Consider the following 14,629-nt stretch of genomic DNA (forward strand, 5'->3'; position numbering starts at 1 on the left):
CCGCTTCGAGCCGCTTTCATGTGACGAACACGACGGGCGGATGCGATGAACCTGCGTGCGTCTGAGCCCGATTTCGCGGTGCTGGGCGGCGGCCTCGTCGGCCGCCTGATCGCATGGCGTCTCGCGGGCGCGGGGCACCGCGTCGCGCTGTACGAGCGCGGCGACGCGGCAGGCTCGGGCTCCGCCGCGTGGGTCGCGGCGGCGATGCTCGCGCCGCTCGCCGAAGCGGCGAGCGCCGAGCGCTTCGTCACCGATCTCGGCGTCGCGTCGTTCGATCTTTGGCCGCGCTGGCTCGCGGAGCTGCCCGAACCCGTGTTCTTCCAGCGCAACGGCACGCTCGTCGTCTGGCATCACGCGGACCGCGCGGAAGCGCCGCTCTTCGAGCGTCGCGTGCGCGCGAACGCGAGCGCCGAGTTGCTCGACGGCGGCCTCGTCGCGCTCGCGGGCGCGCAGGTCGACGCGGCCGAGCCGGCGCTCGCCGGGCGCTTCGCGCACGGCCTGCTGCTGCCGCGCGAGGGCCAGCTCGACAATCGACAGGTGCTGCGCGCGCTCGCCGCGGGCCTTGCCGAGCGCGGCGTCGATGCGCACTGGAATACGGCGATCGAGCCGCAGGCGGCGCCCGCCGCGCGCATCACGATCGACTGCCGCGGGCTCGGCGCGAAGGCGCAGATGCCGACGCTGCGCGGCATCCGCGGAGAGGTCGCGCGCGTGCATGCGCCGGGCATCGGCCTCACGCGTCCCGTGCGGCTGCTGCACCCGCGCTATCCGCTCTATGTCGCGCCGAAGGAGAGCGATCTTTACGTGATCGGCGCGACCGAGATCGAAGGCGAGGACATGTCGCCCGTCAGCGTGCGCTCCGCGCTCGAGCTGCTGAGCGCCGCGTTCTCGGTGCACCCGGCGTTCGGCGAGGCGCGCATTCTCGAACTGAATTCGCAATGCCGGCCGACGCTGCCGGACCATCGCCCGGCGCTCGTCTGGGACGGCGGCGCGACGCTCGCGGTCAACGGCCTGTATCGGCACGGCTTCATGATCGCGCCGGAAGTCGCCGATACGGCGGCGCGCTTCGCGCAGGCGCTCGTCGAACGCACGGTGAGGGACGCCGACACGTTCGCCGCGTGGCGGTGCGACGCGCGCTGGCCGGCGCTGCTGCAGCACGGCGCCGCGCACCACGCGCCTGCCTGAGCGCGGCCCGACGAACCGATCAACCGACATCGACAGCCATCATGGACATCCAGATCAATCAACAGACGCTCTCGCTGCCCGACGGCGCGACGGTCGCCGACGCGCTCGCGGCGTACGGCGCGCAGCCGCCGTTCGCGGTCGCGGTCAACGGCGCGTTCGTCGCGCGCACGCAGCACGCGGCACGCGCGCTCGCCGCGGGCGACAAGCTCGACGTCGTGCATCCGGTCGCGGGCGGCTGATGCGCCGGCGCGCCGGCATCGCCTCCGCACCCCGTTCCCACAGGATCTTCCGATGACGCCTCTTTCCTCCGCCGACACGCTCACGCTGCACGGCAAAACCTTCGCGAGCCGCGTGCTGCTCGGCACGTCGCGCTATCCGTCGCTGCAGTCGCTGTCCGATTCGATCGCGGCCGCGCGGCCGGGCATGGTGACGGTCGCGCTGCGGCGCCAGATGAACGCCGGCGCGGCCGAGGCCGGCTTCTTCGATCTGCTCAAGCGCCACGACGTGCCGCTGTTGCCGAACACCGCGGGCTGCCAGACGGTGGCCGAGGCAGTGACGACCGCGCAGATGGCGCGCGAGGTGTTCGAGACCGACTGGATCAAGCTCGAGCTGATCGGCGACGACTACACGCTGCAGCCGGACCCCGTCGGCCTCATCGAAGCGGCGACGCTGCTGGTCAAGGAAGGCTTCAAGGTGCTGCCGTACTGCACCGAGGATCTCGTGATCGGCCGGCGCCTGCTCGATGCCGGCTGCGAGGTGCTGATGCCGTGGGGCGCGCCGATCGGCACCGGCAAGGGCGTCGTGAATCCGTACGGGCTGCGCGTGCTGCGCGAGCGGCTGCCGGATGTGCCGCTCATCGTCGACGCGGGGCTCGGCGTGCCGTCGCACGCGTGCCAGGTGATGGAGTGGGGCTTCGACGGCGTGCTGCTCAACACGGCCGTGTCGCAGGCGACGCATCCGGAGATCATGGCGCGCGCGTTCGCGCAGGGCGTCGAGGCCGGGCGCGCCGCGTATCTCGCGGGGGCGATGGAGGCGCGCGAGACCGCGCACGCGAGCACGCCCGTCGTCGGGATGCCGTTCTGGCACCAGGACGGGAGCCACGCATGAGCCCGGCGCTCCCCAACGCATTCTGGCCGCCCGCCGACGAGCTCACCGAGACCGCCGAGCGGATTCGCGCGACGCTCGGCGTATGGCCGTCGCCCGACATGCGCACGCGCATTTGCCTCGCGCCGCCCGAGCATCCGCGCGCGGGCGACCTGTGGGTCGCGATCGCGGGCGACGCCGATGCGCACGCCGCGCACATCGCGCGGCTGACGGCGGCGGGCGCGCAGGCGATCGTGATCGATGACGTATCGGCGACGCTCCACACGGGTGCGGCGCGCCATGCGCTCGCCGCGCGCGGGCCGCTCGCCGACGACTGGATCGCGGCGCTCGCCGCGTTTCTCGATTGCGGTTTTCCGGCGTCCGACGCGCTCGTGCTCGCGCTCGCGTGGCGCGACGGCGACGATGCGCGCGGCGACGATCCGTGGCCCGTCGATGCCGCGCGCTTTCCCCGCGCGCTCGGCGTGCCCGCCGCGCCGAAGCCCGCGTTCCCGCCGTGTCCGCAGCGGCTCGGCCTGTATCCGGTGCTGCCGAGCGCAGAGTGGATCGAGCGCGTGCTCGACTGCGGCGTGAAGACCGTGCAACTGCGCGTGAAGGACGCGTCGCCCGATGCGCTGCGCGCGGAGGTCGAGCGGGCCGTGGCCGCGGGCCGCCGCCATCCGGACGCGCGCGTGTTCATCAACGATCACTGGCGGCTCGCGCTCGACGCGGGCGCGTACGGCGTGCACCTCGGCCAGGAGGATCTCGAGACCGCCGATCTGGCGGCGATCGCGCGAGCGGGCGTGCGCCTCGGCCTGTCGAGCCATGGGTACTACGAAATGCTGGTCGCGCTGCAGTTGAAGCCGAGCTACCTCGCGCTCGGCCCGATATTCGCGACCGCGACGAAGGCGGTCGCCGCGCCGCCGCAGGGGCTCGCGCGGCTCGCGCGCTATGCGCGCTTCGCCGGGCCGCAGGCGCCGCTCGTCGCGATCGGCGGAATCGCCGTCGACACCCTCGGCGCGGTGCTGGCGGCGGGCGTCGGCAGCGCGGCCGTCGTCAGCGCGATCACGGGCGCGGCCGACTACCGGGCGGCGATTGTTGCGATGCAGCAAAAATTCGGACGATAATTTGACAATCTCTGACTGGAACGCTTGAGAAGCCTTCACGACATCATTCCGAGGCAGGCCCTATAATTCGGCGTTCTGCGTATAAGGATTGTCAGCTCCGTGAGCTCCTCCTCCGAGTCCCTGCTAGAGCTTCGCGACGTCGCTTTCGGCTACGGCGAGCGTCTCGTCCTGTCGAACTTGAACATGCGTTTCGCGCGCGGCCAGGTGGTCGCGGTGATGGGCGGTTCGGGCTGCGGCAAGACCACCGTGCTGCGCCTGATCGGCGGGCTCGTGCGCGCACGTCGCGGCCAGGTGTTGTTCGACGGCGCCGATGTCGGCGCGCAGACGCGTGAGGGTCTCTACGCGCTGCGCCGCAAGATGGGCATGCTGTTCCAGTTCGGTGCGCTCTTCACCGACATGTCGGTGTTCGACAACGTCGCGTTCGCGCTGCGCGAGCACACGGATCTGCCGGAAGAGCTGATCCGCGATCTCGTGCTGATGAAGCTCAACGCGGTCGGCCTGCGCGGCGCGCGCAACCTGATGCCGTCCGAGGTGTCGGGCGGGATGGCGCGGCGCATCGCGCTCGCGCGCGCGATCGCGCTCGATCCGCAGCTCATCATGTACGACGAGCCGTTCGCGGGCCTCGACCCGATTTCGCTCGGCATCACGGCGAACCTGATCCGCACGCTGAACCACGCGCTCGGCGCGACGTCGATCCTCGTCACGCACGACGTGCCGGAATCGTTCGCGATCGCCGACTACGTCTACTTCCTCGCGAACGGCGGCGTTCTCGCCGAGGGCACGCCCGACGCGCTGCGCGCGTCGACCGATCCGAGCGTGCGCCAGTTCATCGACGGCGCGCCGGACGGCCCGTTCAAATTTCACTACATGAGCCAGCCGCTCGCGGCGGATTTCGGCCTTGGCGGAGGGCGCAGATGATCAGCGCGATCGGACGTTTCGTGCTCGGCGGACTCGAGCGCACGGGCTACGCGACCCGGATGTTCGTGCGCGTCGTGCTCGAGTTCTTCTCGCTCCTGAGGCGGCCGCGGCTCGTCACGAAGCAGATCCATTTCCTCGGCAATTACTCGTTCGTGATCATCGCCGTGTCGGGGCTGTTCGTCGGTTTCGTGCTCGGCCTGCAGGGCTACTACACGCTGAACCGCTACGGCTCCGAGCAGGCGCTCGGCTTGCTCGTCGCGCTGTCGCTCGTGCGCGAGCTCGGCCCCGTCGTGTCGGCGCTCCTGTTCGCGGGGCGCGCGGGCACGTCGCTCACGGCCGAGATCGGCCTCATGAAGGCGGGCGAGCAACTGACCGCGCTCGAGATGATGGCGGTCGATCCGCTAAAGAACGTGATCGCGCCGCGGATGTGGGCGGGCGTCATCGCGATGCCGCTCCTCGCCGCGATCTTCAGCGCGGTCGGCGTGCTCGGCGGCTACGTCGTCGGCGTGCTGTTGATCGGCGTCGATCCCGGCGCGTTCTGGTCGCAGATGCAAGGCGGCGTCGAAGTGTGGGCCGACGTCGGCAACGGCGTGATCAAGAGCGTCGTGTTCGGCTTCGCCGTCACGTTTATCGCGCTGTTTCAGGGTTACGAAGCGAAGCCGACGCCCGAGGGCGTGTCGCACGCGACGACCAAGACTGTCGTGTACGCGTCGCTCGCCGTACTCGGCCTCGATTTCCTGCTGACCGCGTTGATGTTCAGCTAAGCCTTTTCTGGGATGACGATGAAAAAGACTGCTCTCGACTTCTGGGTCGGCCTCTTCGTGGTGTTGGGCTTTCTCGCGCTGCTGTTCCTCGCGCTGAAGGTCGGCAACATGAGCTCGCTGTCGTTTCAGCCGACCTACGCGGTGAAGATGAAGTTCGACAACATCGGCGGCCTGAAGCCGCGCGCGGCCGTGAAGAGCGCGGGCGTCGTGGTCGGCCGCGTGAAGGCGATCGGCTTCGACTCGAACACCTACCAGGCGCTCGTCACGGTCGATCTCGACAAGCAATACCCGTTTCCGAAGGATTCGTCGGCGAAGATCCTCACGTCGGGCCTGCTCGGCGAGCAGTACATCGGCCTCGATCCGGGCGGCGACACGGAAATGCTGAAGGCGGGCGACACGATTACGATGACGCAGTCGGCGATCGTGCTCGAGAACCTGATCGGGCAGTTCCTGTACAGCAAGGCCGCGGACGCGGGCGGCGCGAAGCCGGCCGCCGCGGCGCCGGGCGCGCCTGTGCCCGCGCCCGCGCCGGCGGCATCGGGCGCGGCCGCGCAGTGAGCGTCGCGCAAGCGGAATCCGAGAGAAGAACCGAGGGGAAGAACATCATGCAGACGATCCGCATCAGACACGCGGTGCTGGCGATCACGGCCGCCGCGGCATTGAGCGGTTGCGCGACGGTCCAGACGCCGACGAAGGGCGATCCGTTCGAAGGCTTCAACCGGACGATGTATACGTTCAACGACAAGGTCGACCAGTACGCGCTCAAGCCGGTCGCGCGCGGCTACCAGTGGGCGGTGCCGCAGCCGGTGCGCGACAGCGTGACGAACTTCTTCTCGAACATCGGCGACGTGTACGTCGCCGCGAACAACATCGTGCAGCTGAAGATCGCCGACGGCGTCGGCGACATCATGCGGGTCGTGATCAACACCGTGTTCGGCGTCGGCGGCCTGTTCGACGTCGCGACGCTCGCGAAGCTGCCGAAGCATACGAGCGACTTCGGCGTGACGCTCGGCCACTACGGCGTGCCGAGCGGTCCATACCTCGTGCTGCCGTTGCTCGGCCCGAGCACGATTCGCGACACGGCCGGCCTTGCCGTCGATTACGCGGGCAATCCGCTCACCTACGTGCGGCCCGACAGCGTGAGCTGGGGGCTGTTCGGCCTGAACCTCGTCAACACGCGCGCGAACCTGCTCGGCGCGGGCGACGTGCTCGAGGCGGCCGCGATCGACAAATATTCGTTCGTGCGCAACGCGTACCTGCAGCGCCGCCAGGCGCTGATCGGCGGCGGCGCGAGCGCGCAGTCGAACCTGCCGGATTACGGCAACGAAGCGCCGCCGCCGAATTACGAAATGCCGGAAGAGGGCGCCGCGGCGCCGGCGAGCGGCGCGGCTGCCGCGTCGGCGCCGGCGGCCGCGTCCGTGCCTTCGGCGGCGTCGGGCGCGGCGCCGGCCGTGGCCGCGCCCGCATCGGCCGCGGCGCCGAACCCGAGCAGCGCGACCAACGTGCCTGCTCAACAGGTCGTGCCGCCGTCGCCGGGCGGCATCCGTTTCCCGAGCATCCGGCTGCATTGACCCCGGCACTTACATTCGTTACAGCCGGAAACGATTCTGACGGCGGCCGGCGCGAACTTGCGCCGCCGCCGACGGTTCAAAGTTTGGCATTGACCCACATAAGCAGGGCATACCTATGAAGAAACTGTTTCTGATCCCCGTCTTTGCCGCGCTGTTTTCGTTTGGCGCGGCCGCCGCGCACGCGGAAGTCGACCAGTCGAATCCGCAGGCGCTGATCAAGTCCGCGACGCAGCAGGTGCTCGACGAAGTGCGCGCGCAGACGATCAGGCAGGGCGATACCGCCCGCATCATCACGATCGTCAACAAGGACATCCTGCCGTACACCGATTTCCGCCGCACGACGCAGCTCGCGATGGGCCGCAACTGGCGCACCGCGACGCCCGCCCAGCAGCAGCAGGTGATCGAGCAGTTCAAGCAGCTGCTGATCCGCACTTATTCGGGCGCGCTCGCGCAGCTGAAGCCGGACCAGCAGATCCAGTACCCGCCGTTCCGCGCGGATTCGGACGCGACGGATGTAGTCGTGCGCACGGTCGCGATGAACAACGGCCAACCGGTGCAGATCGACTATCGGCTGTACAAGACGGCGCAGGGCTGGCGCGTCTATGACCTGAACGTGCTGGGCGCCTGGCTGATCCAGACCTACCAGCAGCAGTTCAACGAGAAGATCCAGCAAAGCGGCGTCGACGGCCTGATCCAGTTCCTGACCGAGCGCAACCAGCAGCTTGCCTCGGGCAAGCAGGCATCGTGAGCCGCTTCGACTCCGGCGCGACGTTGACCCACGCGAGCGCGAAGGCCGCGCTCGCGCAAGGGCTCGCGCGCATCGACGCGGGCGCGACGGCCGTCGACTGCGGGGCGCTCGCGCAATTCGATTCGTCGGCGCTCTCGGTGCTGCTCGCCTGGCAGCGCGCCGCGCGTGCGCGCGGCGTGACGCTCGACATCCTCAATCTGCCGCCGAAGCTCGCGAGTCTCGCGCAGGCGTACGGCATCGACACGCTTCTCTCCGGGCGACATTGACGCCCGCGTCCGGGTTCGCCGGCGGCCGTTGCGCCGTTCGCGAGCCCGTCTTCGTTCCGCTGATCGATGAGGCAGGGCCCGCCGCCCGCCCGGGCCGGGCGCGGCGAATGCGCCGAAGCGAGCGCGCGACGCGTTTGCGACGCGCATCATGCGCCCGGGCTCCGGCTACGGGTTCCCACGACGATCGGCTTCGCCGGTTTGCCCTATAATCAACCGTTTTGCGGGGCTGCCGAACGGTCCCCAATTCCCCCTTTCGCATCGAGCATAAAGAAGGCGTCGCGGCCGTCGTGCCGCGCTCAGTCATGTCAGCCATAGAAATCCGTCACGTCAAGAAGCGCTACAAGTCGCTTCAGGCGCTCAAGGGCGTCAGCCTGTCGGTCGAGGAAGGCGAGTTTTTCGGTTTGCTCGGCCCGAACGGCGCAGGCAAGACCACACTCATCAGCATTCTCGCCGGCCTCGCGCGCGCCGACGAAGGCACCGTCACCGTGCGCGGCCACGACGTCGTCAAGGATTTCCGGGCGGCGCGGCGCGCGCTCGGCGTCGTGCCGCAAGAGCTCGTGTTCGATCCGTTCTTCACGGTGCGCGAGACGCTGCGCATCCAGTCCGGCTACTTCGGCCTGCACCGCAACGACGACTGGATCGACGAAGTGATGGCGAACCTCGACCTCACCGAAAAGGCCGACGCGAACATGCGCGCGCTGTCGGGCGGGATGAAGCGGCGCGTGCTCGTCGCGCAGGCGCTCGTGCACCGGCCGCCCGTGATCGTGCTCGACGAGCCGACCGCGGGCGTCGACGTCGAGCTGCGCCAGACGCTGTGGAAGTTCATCTCGCGGCTCAATCGCGAAGGCCACACGATCGTGCTGACCACCCACTATCTCGAGGAAGCGGAGTCGCTCTGCGACCGCATCGCGATGCTCAGGCGCGGCGAAGTCGTCGCGCTCGACCGCACACGCGCGCTGCTGCAGCGCTTCTCGGGGCTGCAGCTGTTCCTGCGGCTGTCGCACGGCGTGCTGCCCGCCGAGCTGCGCGCGCTCGAGGCGGAGGCCGCGCCCGCCACGGCGCCCGAGCATCTGCTGCGGATCGCCGATTACGACGAGGTCGAGCGGATCTTGTCGCTCTGCCGCGCGGCCGGCTGCGGCTTCGACGAGATCGAAATCCGCAAGGCCGATCTGGAGGATGTGTTCGTGCAGGTGATGAACGGCGCCGATGTGATCGAGGGGTTGGCATGAGCGGGTTTCGCACGCTGTTCTACAAGGAAATTCTGCGGTTCTGGAAGGTGTCGTTCCAGACGGTGCTCGCGCCCGTCGTCACTGCGCTGCTCTATCTGACGATCTTCGGCCATGCGTTGACGGGGCGCGTCGAGGTGTATCCGGGCGTCGAGTACGTGAGCTTCCTCGTGCCCGGCCTCGTGATGATGAGCGTGCTGCAGAATGCGTTCGCGAACAGCTCGTCGTCGCTGATCCAGTCGAAGATCACGGGCAACCTCGTGTTCATGCTGCTGCCGCCGCTGTCGTACGCGGACATCTTCGGCGCGTACGTGCTCGCGTCCGTCGTGCGCGGGCTCGCGGTCGGCGCGGGCGTGTTCGTCGTCACGGTCTGGTTCATTCCGATGAGCTTCGCCGCGCCGTTCTACATCGTCGCGTTCGCGCTGTTCGGCTCGGCGATTCTCGGCACGCTCGGGCTGATCGCCGGCATCTGGGCCGAGAAGTTCGACCAGCTCGCCGCGTTCCAGAACTTCCTCATCATGCCGCTCACGTTCCTGTCGGGCGTGTTCTATTCGACGCACTCGCTGCCGCCCGTGTGGCGCGAGGTGTCGCGGCTCAATCCGTTCTTCTACATGATCGACGGCTTCCGCTACGGGTTCTTCGGCGTCGCCGACGTGAATCCGCTCGCGAGCCTCGCGATCGTCGCCGGCTTCTTCGCGCTGCTCGCGCTGATCGCGATGCGGCTGCTCGCCACCGGCTACAAACTGCGTCATTGATATGAATCGACGGCCGCGCGCCGCGTTCGCCGCCGCCCCGCCGCGCGCGCCGAATCGCGCCGGGCGGCCCAGCGCGTACTGACAGGAGCATTTCATGTTGCCGACTCCCGAACTGGTCAAGCAATACATCGCGGCGGGCCTTGCCTGCACGCATCTGGAAGTCGAAGGCGACGGCCAGCATTTCTTCGCGACGATCGTGTCGCCCGCCTTCGAGGGCAAGCGGCCGATTCAGCGGCATCAGCTCGTCTACGCGGCGCTTGGCGATCGCATGAAGCAGGAAATCCACGCGCTCAGCATGAAGACGCTGACGCCCGCCGAATGGCAGAATGCATAAACGGAAACAGTCAGTGCAAGTCACCGTCAACGAACGCGACGCCGTCGAGCGCGTCGCCACGGAAACCCCGGCCGGCAATCGGCAAGCGCATGCGCACGGAACGGACAAGCTCGTGATCGAGGGCGGCCGGCGCCTTGCCGGCGAGATCGCCGTGTCGGGCGCGAAGAACGCCGCGCTGCCGATCCTCTGCGCGGGCCTGCTGAGCGCCGAGCCCGTGCGCCTCGAGAACGTGCCGAACCTGAAGGACGTGCGCACGACGCTCGCGCTGCTCGGCCAGATGGGCATGCGCGAGGAGACGGACGGCGCGCGGGTGTTGCTCGATGCGTCGCGCGTCGACAACCCGGTCGCGCCTTACGAGCTCGTGAAGACGATGCGTGCGTCGATCCTCGTGCTCGGCCCGCTGCTCGCGCGCTTCGGCTACGCGAAGGTGTCGCTGCCGGGCGGCTGCGCGATCGGCGCGCGCCCAGTCGACCAGCACATCAAGGGCCTGCAGGCGATGGGCGCCGAGATCCGCATCGAGCACGGCTACGTCGAGGCGCGCGCGAAGCGCCTGAAGGGCGCGCGGATCGTCACCGACATGATCACCGTCACGGGCACCGAGAACCTGCTGATGGCGGCGACGCTCGCCGACGGCGAGACGGTGATCGAGAACGCCGCGCGCGAGCCGGAAGTGACGGACCTCGCGCATCTGCTCGTCGAAATGGGCGCGAAGATCGACGGGATCGGCACCGACCGGCTCGTGATCCAGGGCGTCGAGCGCCTGCACGGCGCGACGCATGCGGTGATCCCGGACCGGATCGAGGCGGGCACGTTCCTTTGCGCGGTCGCGGCGGCGGGCGGCGACGTGACGCTCACCGGCATGCGTGCGCACATCCTCGACGCGGTGATCGACAAGCTGCGCGAAGCGGGCGCGACGATCGAAGAGGGCGCCGACACGCTGCGCGTGAAGATGGATCGCCGGCCGAGCGCGGTCGCGATCCGCACGTCCGAGTATCCGGCGTTCCCGACCGACATGCAGGCGCAGTTCATGGCGCTGAACGCGGTCGCGGACGGCTCCGCGCAAGTGATCGAGACGATCTTCGAGAACCGCTTCATGCACGTGCAGGAGCTGAACCGCCTCGGCGCGAGCATCGCGGTCGACGGCAACACGGCGCTCGTCACGGGCGTGCCGAGGCTCTCGGGCGCGAGCGTGATGGCGACCGACCTGCGCGCGTCGGCGAGCCTCGTGATCGCCGGCCTCTGCGCGCAAGGCGAGACGCTCGTCGACCGCATCTATCATTTGGACCGCGGCTACGACCGGATGGAGACGAAGCTGACGGCCGTCGGCGCGAGCGTGCGCCGCATTTCAGGGAGCGAAGCATGACTGCACCGCTGACGCTGGCGCTGTCGAAAGGGCGTATCTTCGAGGAAACCGTGCCGCTTCTTGCGGCGGCGGGCGTGACGGTCGCCGAGGACCCGGAAACCTCGCGCAAGCTGATCCTGCCGACCACCGATCCGAACCTGCGCGTGATCGTCGTGCGGGCGACCGACGTGCCGACCTACGTCGAGTACGGCGCGGCCGATTTCGGCGTCGCCGGCAAGGACGTGCTGCTGGAGCACGGCGGCGGCGGGCTGTATCAGCCGATCGATCTGAACATCGCGCGCTGCCGGATGTCGGTGGCCGTGCCGGCGGGCTTCGATTACGCGAACGCGGTGCGCCAGGGTGCGCGGCTGCGCGTCGCGACGAAGTATGTCGAGACCGCCCGCGAGCACTTCGCCGCGAAGGGCGTGCACGTCGACCTGATCAAGCTGTACGGCTCGATGGAGCTCGCGCCGCTCGTGGGCCTCGCCGACGCGATCGTCGATCTCGTCAGCTCGGGCGGCACGCTGAAGGCGAACAATCTGGTCGAGGTCGAGGAGATCATGCCGATCTCGTCGCGCCTCGTCGTGAACCAGGCCGCGCTCAAACTGAAGCGCGCCGCGCTGAAGCCGTTCCTCGACGCGTTCGAACGCGCGTCGCAGCGGAGCGGAGCCTGACCCTCGCGGCTTTCGGCGCATTACCGGAACGGATGACAGCATGGCTATCAAGATTCGCAAACTCGATTCGGCAAGCGAAGGCTTCGCGGCCGAATTGCGCGCGGTGCTCGCGTTCGAGGCGAGCGAAGACGAAGCGATCGAGCGCTCGGTCGCGCAGATCCTCGCGGACGTGAAGGCGCGCGGCGACGCCGCGGTGCTCGACTACACGAACCGCTTCGACCGGCTGAACGCCCGGAGCGTCGCGGCGCTCGAGTTGCCGCAGGACGCGCTCGAGGCGGCGCTCGAGAGCCTCGAGCCGAAGCGCCGCGCGGCGCTCGAGGCGGCGGCCGCGCGCGTGCGCGGCTACCACGAGAAGCAGAAGATCGAATGCGGCAGCCATAGCTGGCAATACACGGAAGCCGACGGCACCGTGCTCGGCCAGAAGGTGACGCCGCTCGACCGCGCCGGCCTGTACGTGCCGGGCGGCAAGGCCGCGTACCCGTCGTCGGTGCTGATGAACGCGATTCCCGCGCGCGTCGCGGGCGTCGGCGAGATCGTGATGGTCGTGCCGACGCCGGACGGCGTGAAGAACGACCTCGTGCTCGCCGCGGCGCTGTTGGGCGGCGTCGACCGCGTGTTCACGATCGGCGGCGCGCAGGCGGTGGCCGCGCTCGCGTACGGCACGGCAACGGTGCCCGCCGTCGACAAGATCTGCGGCCCCGGCAACGCGTACGTCGCGTCGGCGAAGCGCCGCGTGTTCGGCACGGTCGGCATCGACATGATCGCCGGGCCGTCCGAGATCCTCGTGCTGTGCGACGGCACGACCGATCCGTCGTGGGTCGCGATGGACCTCTTCTCGCAGGCCGAGCACGACGAGCTCGCGCAATCGATCCTGCTGTGCCCGGACGACGGGTTCATCGAGCGCGTCGAGAAGGCGATCGACGAGCTGTTGCCGACGATGCCGCGCCGGGACGTGATCCGCGCGTCGCTCGAGGGCCGCGGCGCGCTTGTCAAGGTGCGCGACATGGCCGAGGCGTGCAAGATCGCCAACGACATCGCGCCCGAGCACCTCGAAATCTCCGCGCTCGAGCCGCAGCAATGGGGCAAGCAGATCCGCCATGCGGGCGCGATCTTCCTCGGCCGCTACACGAGCGAAAGCCTCGGCGACTACTGCGCGGGCCCGAACCACGTGCTGCCGACGTCGCGCACCGCGCGTTTCTCGTCGCCGCTCGGCGTCTACGATTTCTTCAAGCGCTCGAGCGTGATCGAAGTGAGCGCCGAAGGCGCGCACACGCTCGGCGAGATCGCATCGGAGCTCGCGTACGGCGAAGGATTGCAGGCGCACGCGAAGAGCGCCGAGTACCGGATGAAAGGGGCGGGCGACCGCCAGAAAGGCTAAAGGTAAGCCGGGCGCACCGGAAGCGCGATACGAGACCAGCCAACAACGACGACAACCCGAGACCGCCCGGCGAGGCGGCCCGCCGCGCGGCGCAGGCGTCGCGCGAGGGCGCTTCGGCCGGGGCCACGCCGGCGCCTGCGCGCCGCTGCCGACATGACTACGCCAGAAGACATCATCCGCCGCGACGTGCTCGCGATGACGAGCTACCCGGTGCCGGACGCCACGGGCTTCGTGAAGCTCGACGCGATGGAGAACCCGTATTCGCTGCCCGCGCCGCTTGCGGCGGAGCTCGGCGAGCGGCTCGCGCACGTCGCGCTGAACCGCTATCCGGCGCCGCGTCCCGCCGCGCTGATCGACAAGCTGCGCGCGGCGATGGGCGTGCCCGCCGCGTGCGACGTGCTGCTCGGCAACGGTTCCGACGAGATCATCAGCATGCTCGCGATGGCGTGCGCGAAGCCGGGCGCGAAAGTGCTCGCGCCGCTGCCGGGCTTCGTGATGTACGAGCTGTCGGCGAAGTTCGCGCAGCTCGAGTTCGTCGGCGTGCCGCTCGCGGCGGATCTGACGCTCGACGTCGACGCGATGCTCGCGGCGATCGCCGAGCACCGGCCGGCGCTCGTCTATCTCGCCTATCCGAACAACCCGACGGGCACGCTGTATCCGGACGAGGACATCGAGCGGATCATCGCGGCGGCGAGCGCGAGCCTCGTCGTGATCGACGAGGCTTACCAGCCGTTCGCGCAGCGCAGCTGGCTGCCGCGCGCGGCGGCGTTCGACAACGTCGTCGTGATGCGCACGATGTCGAAGCTCGGCCTCGCGGGCATTCGCCTCGGCTATCTGGTCGGGTTGCCCGCGTGGCTCGCGCAGTTCGACAAGGTGCGCCCGCCGTACAACGTGAACGTGCTGACGCAGGCGGCGGCCGAATTCCTGCTCGAGCGCCTCGACGTGCTCGACGCGCAGGCCGCGCAACTGCGCGACGCGCGCGCGGCGCTCGCGCACGCGATCGGCGCGCTGCCGGGCGCGACGGTGTTCCCGAGCGCGGGCAATTTCCTGCTCGTGCGGGTGCCGGACGCGGCCGCCGTGTTCGACGTACTTTTGACCGAGCGGGTGCTGATCAAAAACGTGAGTAAAATGCACCCATTGCTCGCCAATTGCGTGCGCGTAACGGTTGGGTCTCCCGAAGAAAACGCGCGCCTGCTGGCCGCATTGAAGTTGGCGCTGCCCTGACGGGCCACCCCGGGGCGCCGCCTTTCCCGTCCCCCATTTA

At 69.1% G+C, this 14,629-nt stretch carries 17 protein-coding genes; all 17 read left to right on the forward strand.

The window, feature by feature from the left end:
• The first annotated feature begins 45 nt into the window (after nucleotides 1-45).
• The 17 genes from WT60_RS02300 to hisC all read left to right on the forward strand — a co-directional run bounded on the left by WT60_RS02300 (nucleotide 46) and on the right by hisC (nucleotide 14,589).
• Nucleotides 46-1,182 carry an FAD-dependent oxidoreductase gene (locus tag WT60_RS02300; protein WP_060355892.1) on the forward strand — a complete coding sequence of 379 codons (1,137 nt, stop codon included), beginning with the start codon at nucleotides 46-48 and terminating at the stop codon, nucleotides 1,180-1,182.
• 41 nt (nucleotides 1,183-1,223) lie between these two features.
• Nucleotides 1,224-1,421, forward strand: coding sequence for a sulfur carrier protein ThiS (thiS, locus tag WT60_RS02305; protein WP_038753720.1), 198 nt, complete (start codon nucleotides 1,224-1,226; stop codon nucleotides 1,419-1,421).
• 52 nt (nucleotides 1,422-1,473) lie between these two features.
• The gene (locus WT60_RS02310; protein WP_038753722.1) at nucleotides 1,474-2,289 is read left to right on the forward strand and encodes a thiazole synthase; all 816 of its coding nucleotides are present in this window, start codon (nucleotides 1,474-1,476) and stop codon (nucleotides 2,287-2,289) included.
• On the forward strand, nucleotides 2,286-3,389 hold the full coding sequence (gene thiE / locus WT60_RS02315; protein WP_082759374.1) for a thiamine phosphate synthase: 1,104 nt from the start codon (nucleotides 2,286-2,288) through the stop codon (nucleotides 3,387-3,389). Before WT60_RS02310 ends, thiE begins: the two co-directional genes overlap by 4 nt.
• 99 nt (nucleotides 3,390-3,488) lie before the next feature.
• A complete protein-coding gene (locus tag WT60_RS02320) occupies nucleotides 3,489-4,307 on the forward strand; it encodes an ABC transporter ATP-binding protein (protein ID WP_038753725.1) in 819 nt (272 codons plus the stop codon).
• A complete protein-coding gene (gene mlaE / locus WT60_RS02325) occupies nucleotides 4,304-5,071 on the forward strand; it encodes a lipid asymmetry maintenance ABC transporter permease subunit MlaE (RefSeq protein WP_038753728.1) in 768 nt (255 codons plus the stop codon). Before WT60_RS02320 ends, mlaE begins: the two co-directional genes overlap by 4 nt.
• A 12-nt stretch (nucleotides 5,072-5,083) precedes the next feature.
• Nucleotides 5,084-5,629: an outer membrane lipid asymmetry maintenance protein MlaD gene (gene mlaD / locus WT60_RS02330; RefSeq protein WP_038753731.1), complete on the forward strand. Its 546-nt coding sequence runs from the start codon at nucleotides 5,084-5,086 to the stop codon at nucleotides 5,627-5,629.
• Nucleotides 5,630-5,676: 47 nt separating this feature from the next.
• The gene (locus WT60_RS02335; RefSeq protein ID WP_038753796.1) at nucleotides 5,677-6,642 is read left to right on the forward strand and encodes a VacJ family lipoprotein; all 966 of its coding nucleotides are present in this window, start codon (nucleotides 5,677-5,679) and stop codon (nucleotides 6,640-6,642) included.
• Between the two features lie 115 nt (nucleotides 6,643-6,757).
• On the forward strand, nucleotides 6,758-7,390 hold the full coding sequence (locus WT60_RS02340) for an ABC transporter substrate-binding protein (RefSeq protein ID WP_038753734.1): 633 nt from the start codon (nucleotides 6,758-6,760) through the stop codon (nucleotides 7,388-7,390).
• Nucleotides 7,387-7,656 (forward strand): STAS domain-containing protein, encoded by a 270-nt coding sequence (locus tag WT60_RS02345; RefSeq protein ID WP_038753737.1) that lies wholly within the window; start codon nucleotides 7,387-7,389, stop codon nucleotides 7,654-7,656. Before WT60_RS02340 ends, WT60_RS02345 begins: the two co-directional genes overlap by 4 nt.
• Before the next feature lie 302 nt (nucleotides 7,657-7,958).
• The gene (locus tag WT60_RS02355) at nucleotides 7,959-8,885 is read left to right on the forward strand and encodes an ABC transporter ATP-binding protein (RefSeq protein ID WP_038753740.1); all 927 of its coding nucleotides are present in this window, start codon (nucleotides 7,959-7,961) and stop codon (nucleotides 8,883-8,885) included.
• Entirely contained in the window at nucleotides 8,882-9,637 is a 756-nt protein-coding gene (locus WT60_RS02360; RefSeq protein WP_038753743.1) for an ABC transporter permease, read from the forward strand. The genes WT60_RS02355 and WT60_RS02360 overlap by 4 nt, the downstream gene beginning before the upstream one ends.
• A gap of 94 nt (nucleotides 9,638-9,731) precedes the next feature.
• The gene (locus WT60_RS02365; RefSeq protein ID WP_038753747.1) at nucleotides 9,732-9,971 is read left to right on the forward strand and encodes a BolA family protein; all 240 of its coding nucleotides are present in this window, start codon (nucleotides 9,732-9,734) and stop codon (nucleotides 9,969-9,971) included.
• A 13-nt stretch (nucleotides 9,972-9,984) separates the two neighbouring features.
• The gene (murA, locus tag WT60_RS02370) at nucleotides 9,985-11,334 is read left to right on the forward strand and encodes a UDP-N-acetylglucosamine 1-carboxyvinyltransferase (RefSeq protein WP_038753751.1); all 1,350 of its coding nucleotides are present in this window, start codon (nucleotides 9,985-9,987) and stop codon (nucleotides 11,332-11,334) included.
• Nucleotides 11,331-11,987, forward strand: coding sequence for an ATP phosphoribosyltransferase (gene hisG, locus WT60_RS02375; protein WP_006029350.1), 657 nt, complete (start codon nucleotides 11,331-11,333; stop codon nucleotides 11,985-11,987). Before murA ends, hisG begins: the two co-directional genes overlap by 4 nt.
• A gap of 40 nt (nucleotides 11,988-12,027) precedes the next feature.
• Complete coding sequence (hisD, locus tag WT60_RS02380) at nucleotides 12,028-13,365, forward strand: histidinol dehydrogenase (RefSeq protein WP_060355891.1); 1,338 nt, start codon at nucleotides 12,028-12,030, stop codon at nucleotides 13,363-13,365.
• Between the two features lie 153 nt (nucleotides 13,366-13,518).
• Nucleotides 13,519-14,589, forward strand: coding sequence for a histidinol-phosphate transaminase (gene hisC / locus WT60_RS02385; protein WP_038753757.1), 1,071 nt, complete (start codon nucleotides 13,519-13,521; stop codon nucleotides 14,587-14,589).
• Nucleotides 14,590-14,629: the final 40 nt, after the last annotated feature.

This window comes from Burkholderia sp. MSMB617WGS (assembly GCF_001532025.2).
Taxonomy (GTDB): Bacteria; Pseudomonadota; Gammaproteobacteria; order Burkholderiales; family Burkholderiaceae; genus Burkholderia; species Burkholderia savannae.

Excerpts from the sequence above, each read along its gene's own strand:
- WT60_RS02300 (WP_060355892.1), top strand. The coding sequence starts at position 46 with ATGAACCTGCGTGCGTCTGAGCCCGATTTCGCGGTGCTGGGCGGCGGC.
- thiS (WP_038753720.1), top strand. The coding sequence starts at position 1,224 with ATGGACATCCAGATCAATCAACAGACGCTCTCGCTGCCCGACGGCGCG.
- WT60_RS02310 (WP_038753722.1), top strand. The coding sequence starts at position 1,474 with ATGACGCCTCTTTCCTCCGCCGACACGCTCACGCTGCACGGCAAAACC.
- thiE (WP_082759374.1), top strand. The coding sequence starts at position 2,286 with ATGAGCCCGGCGCTCCCCAACGCATTCTGGCCGCCCGCCGACGAGCTC.
- mlaE (WP_038753728.1), top strand. The coding sequence starts at position 4,304 with ATGATCAGCGCGATCGGACGTTTCGTGCTCGGCGGACTCGAGCGCACG.
- mlaD (WP_038753731.1), top strand. The coding sequence starts at position 5,084 with ATGACGATGAAAAAGACTGCTCTCGACTTCTGGGTCGGCCTCTTCGTG.
- WT60_RS02335 (WP_038753796.1), top strand. The coding sequence starts at position 5,677 with ATGCAGACGATCCGCATCAGACACGCGGTGCTGGCGATCACGGCCGCC.
- WT60_RS02340 (WP_038753734.1), top strand. The coding sequence starts at position 6,758 with ATGAAGAAACTGTTTCTGATCCCCGTCTTTGCCGCGCTGTTTTCGTTT.
- WT60_RS02355 (WP_038753740.1), top strand. The coding sequence starts at position 7,959 with ATGTCAGCCATAGAAATCCGTCACGTCAAGAAGCGCTACAAGTCGCTT.
- WT60_RS02360 (WP_038753743.1), top strand. The coding sequence starts at position 8,882 with ATGAGCGGGTTTCGCACGCTGTTCTACAAGGAAATTCTGCGGTTCTGG.
- WT60_RS02365 (WP_038753747.1), top strand. The coding sequence starts at position 9,732 with ATGTTGCCGACTCCCGAACTGGTCAAGCAATACATCGCGGCGGGCCTT.
- hisG (WP_006029350.1), top strand. The coding sequence starts at position 11,331 with ATGACTGCACCGCTGACGCTGGCGCTGTCGAAAGGGCGTATCTTCGAG.
- hisD (WP_060355891.1), top strand. The coding sequence starts at position 12,028 with ATGGCTATCAAGATTCGCAAACTCGATTCGGCAAGCGAAGGCTTCGCG.
- hisC (WP_038753757.1), top strand. The coding sequence starts at position 13,519 with ATGACTACGCCAGAAGACATCATCCGCCGCGACGTGCTCGCGATGACG.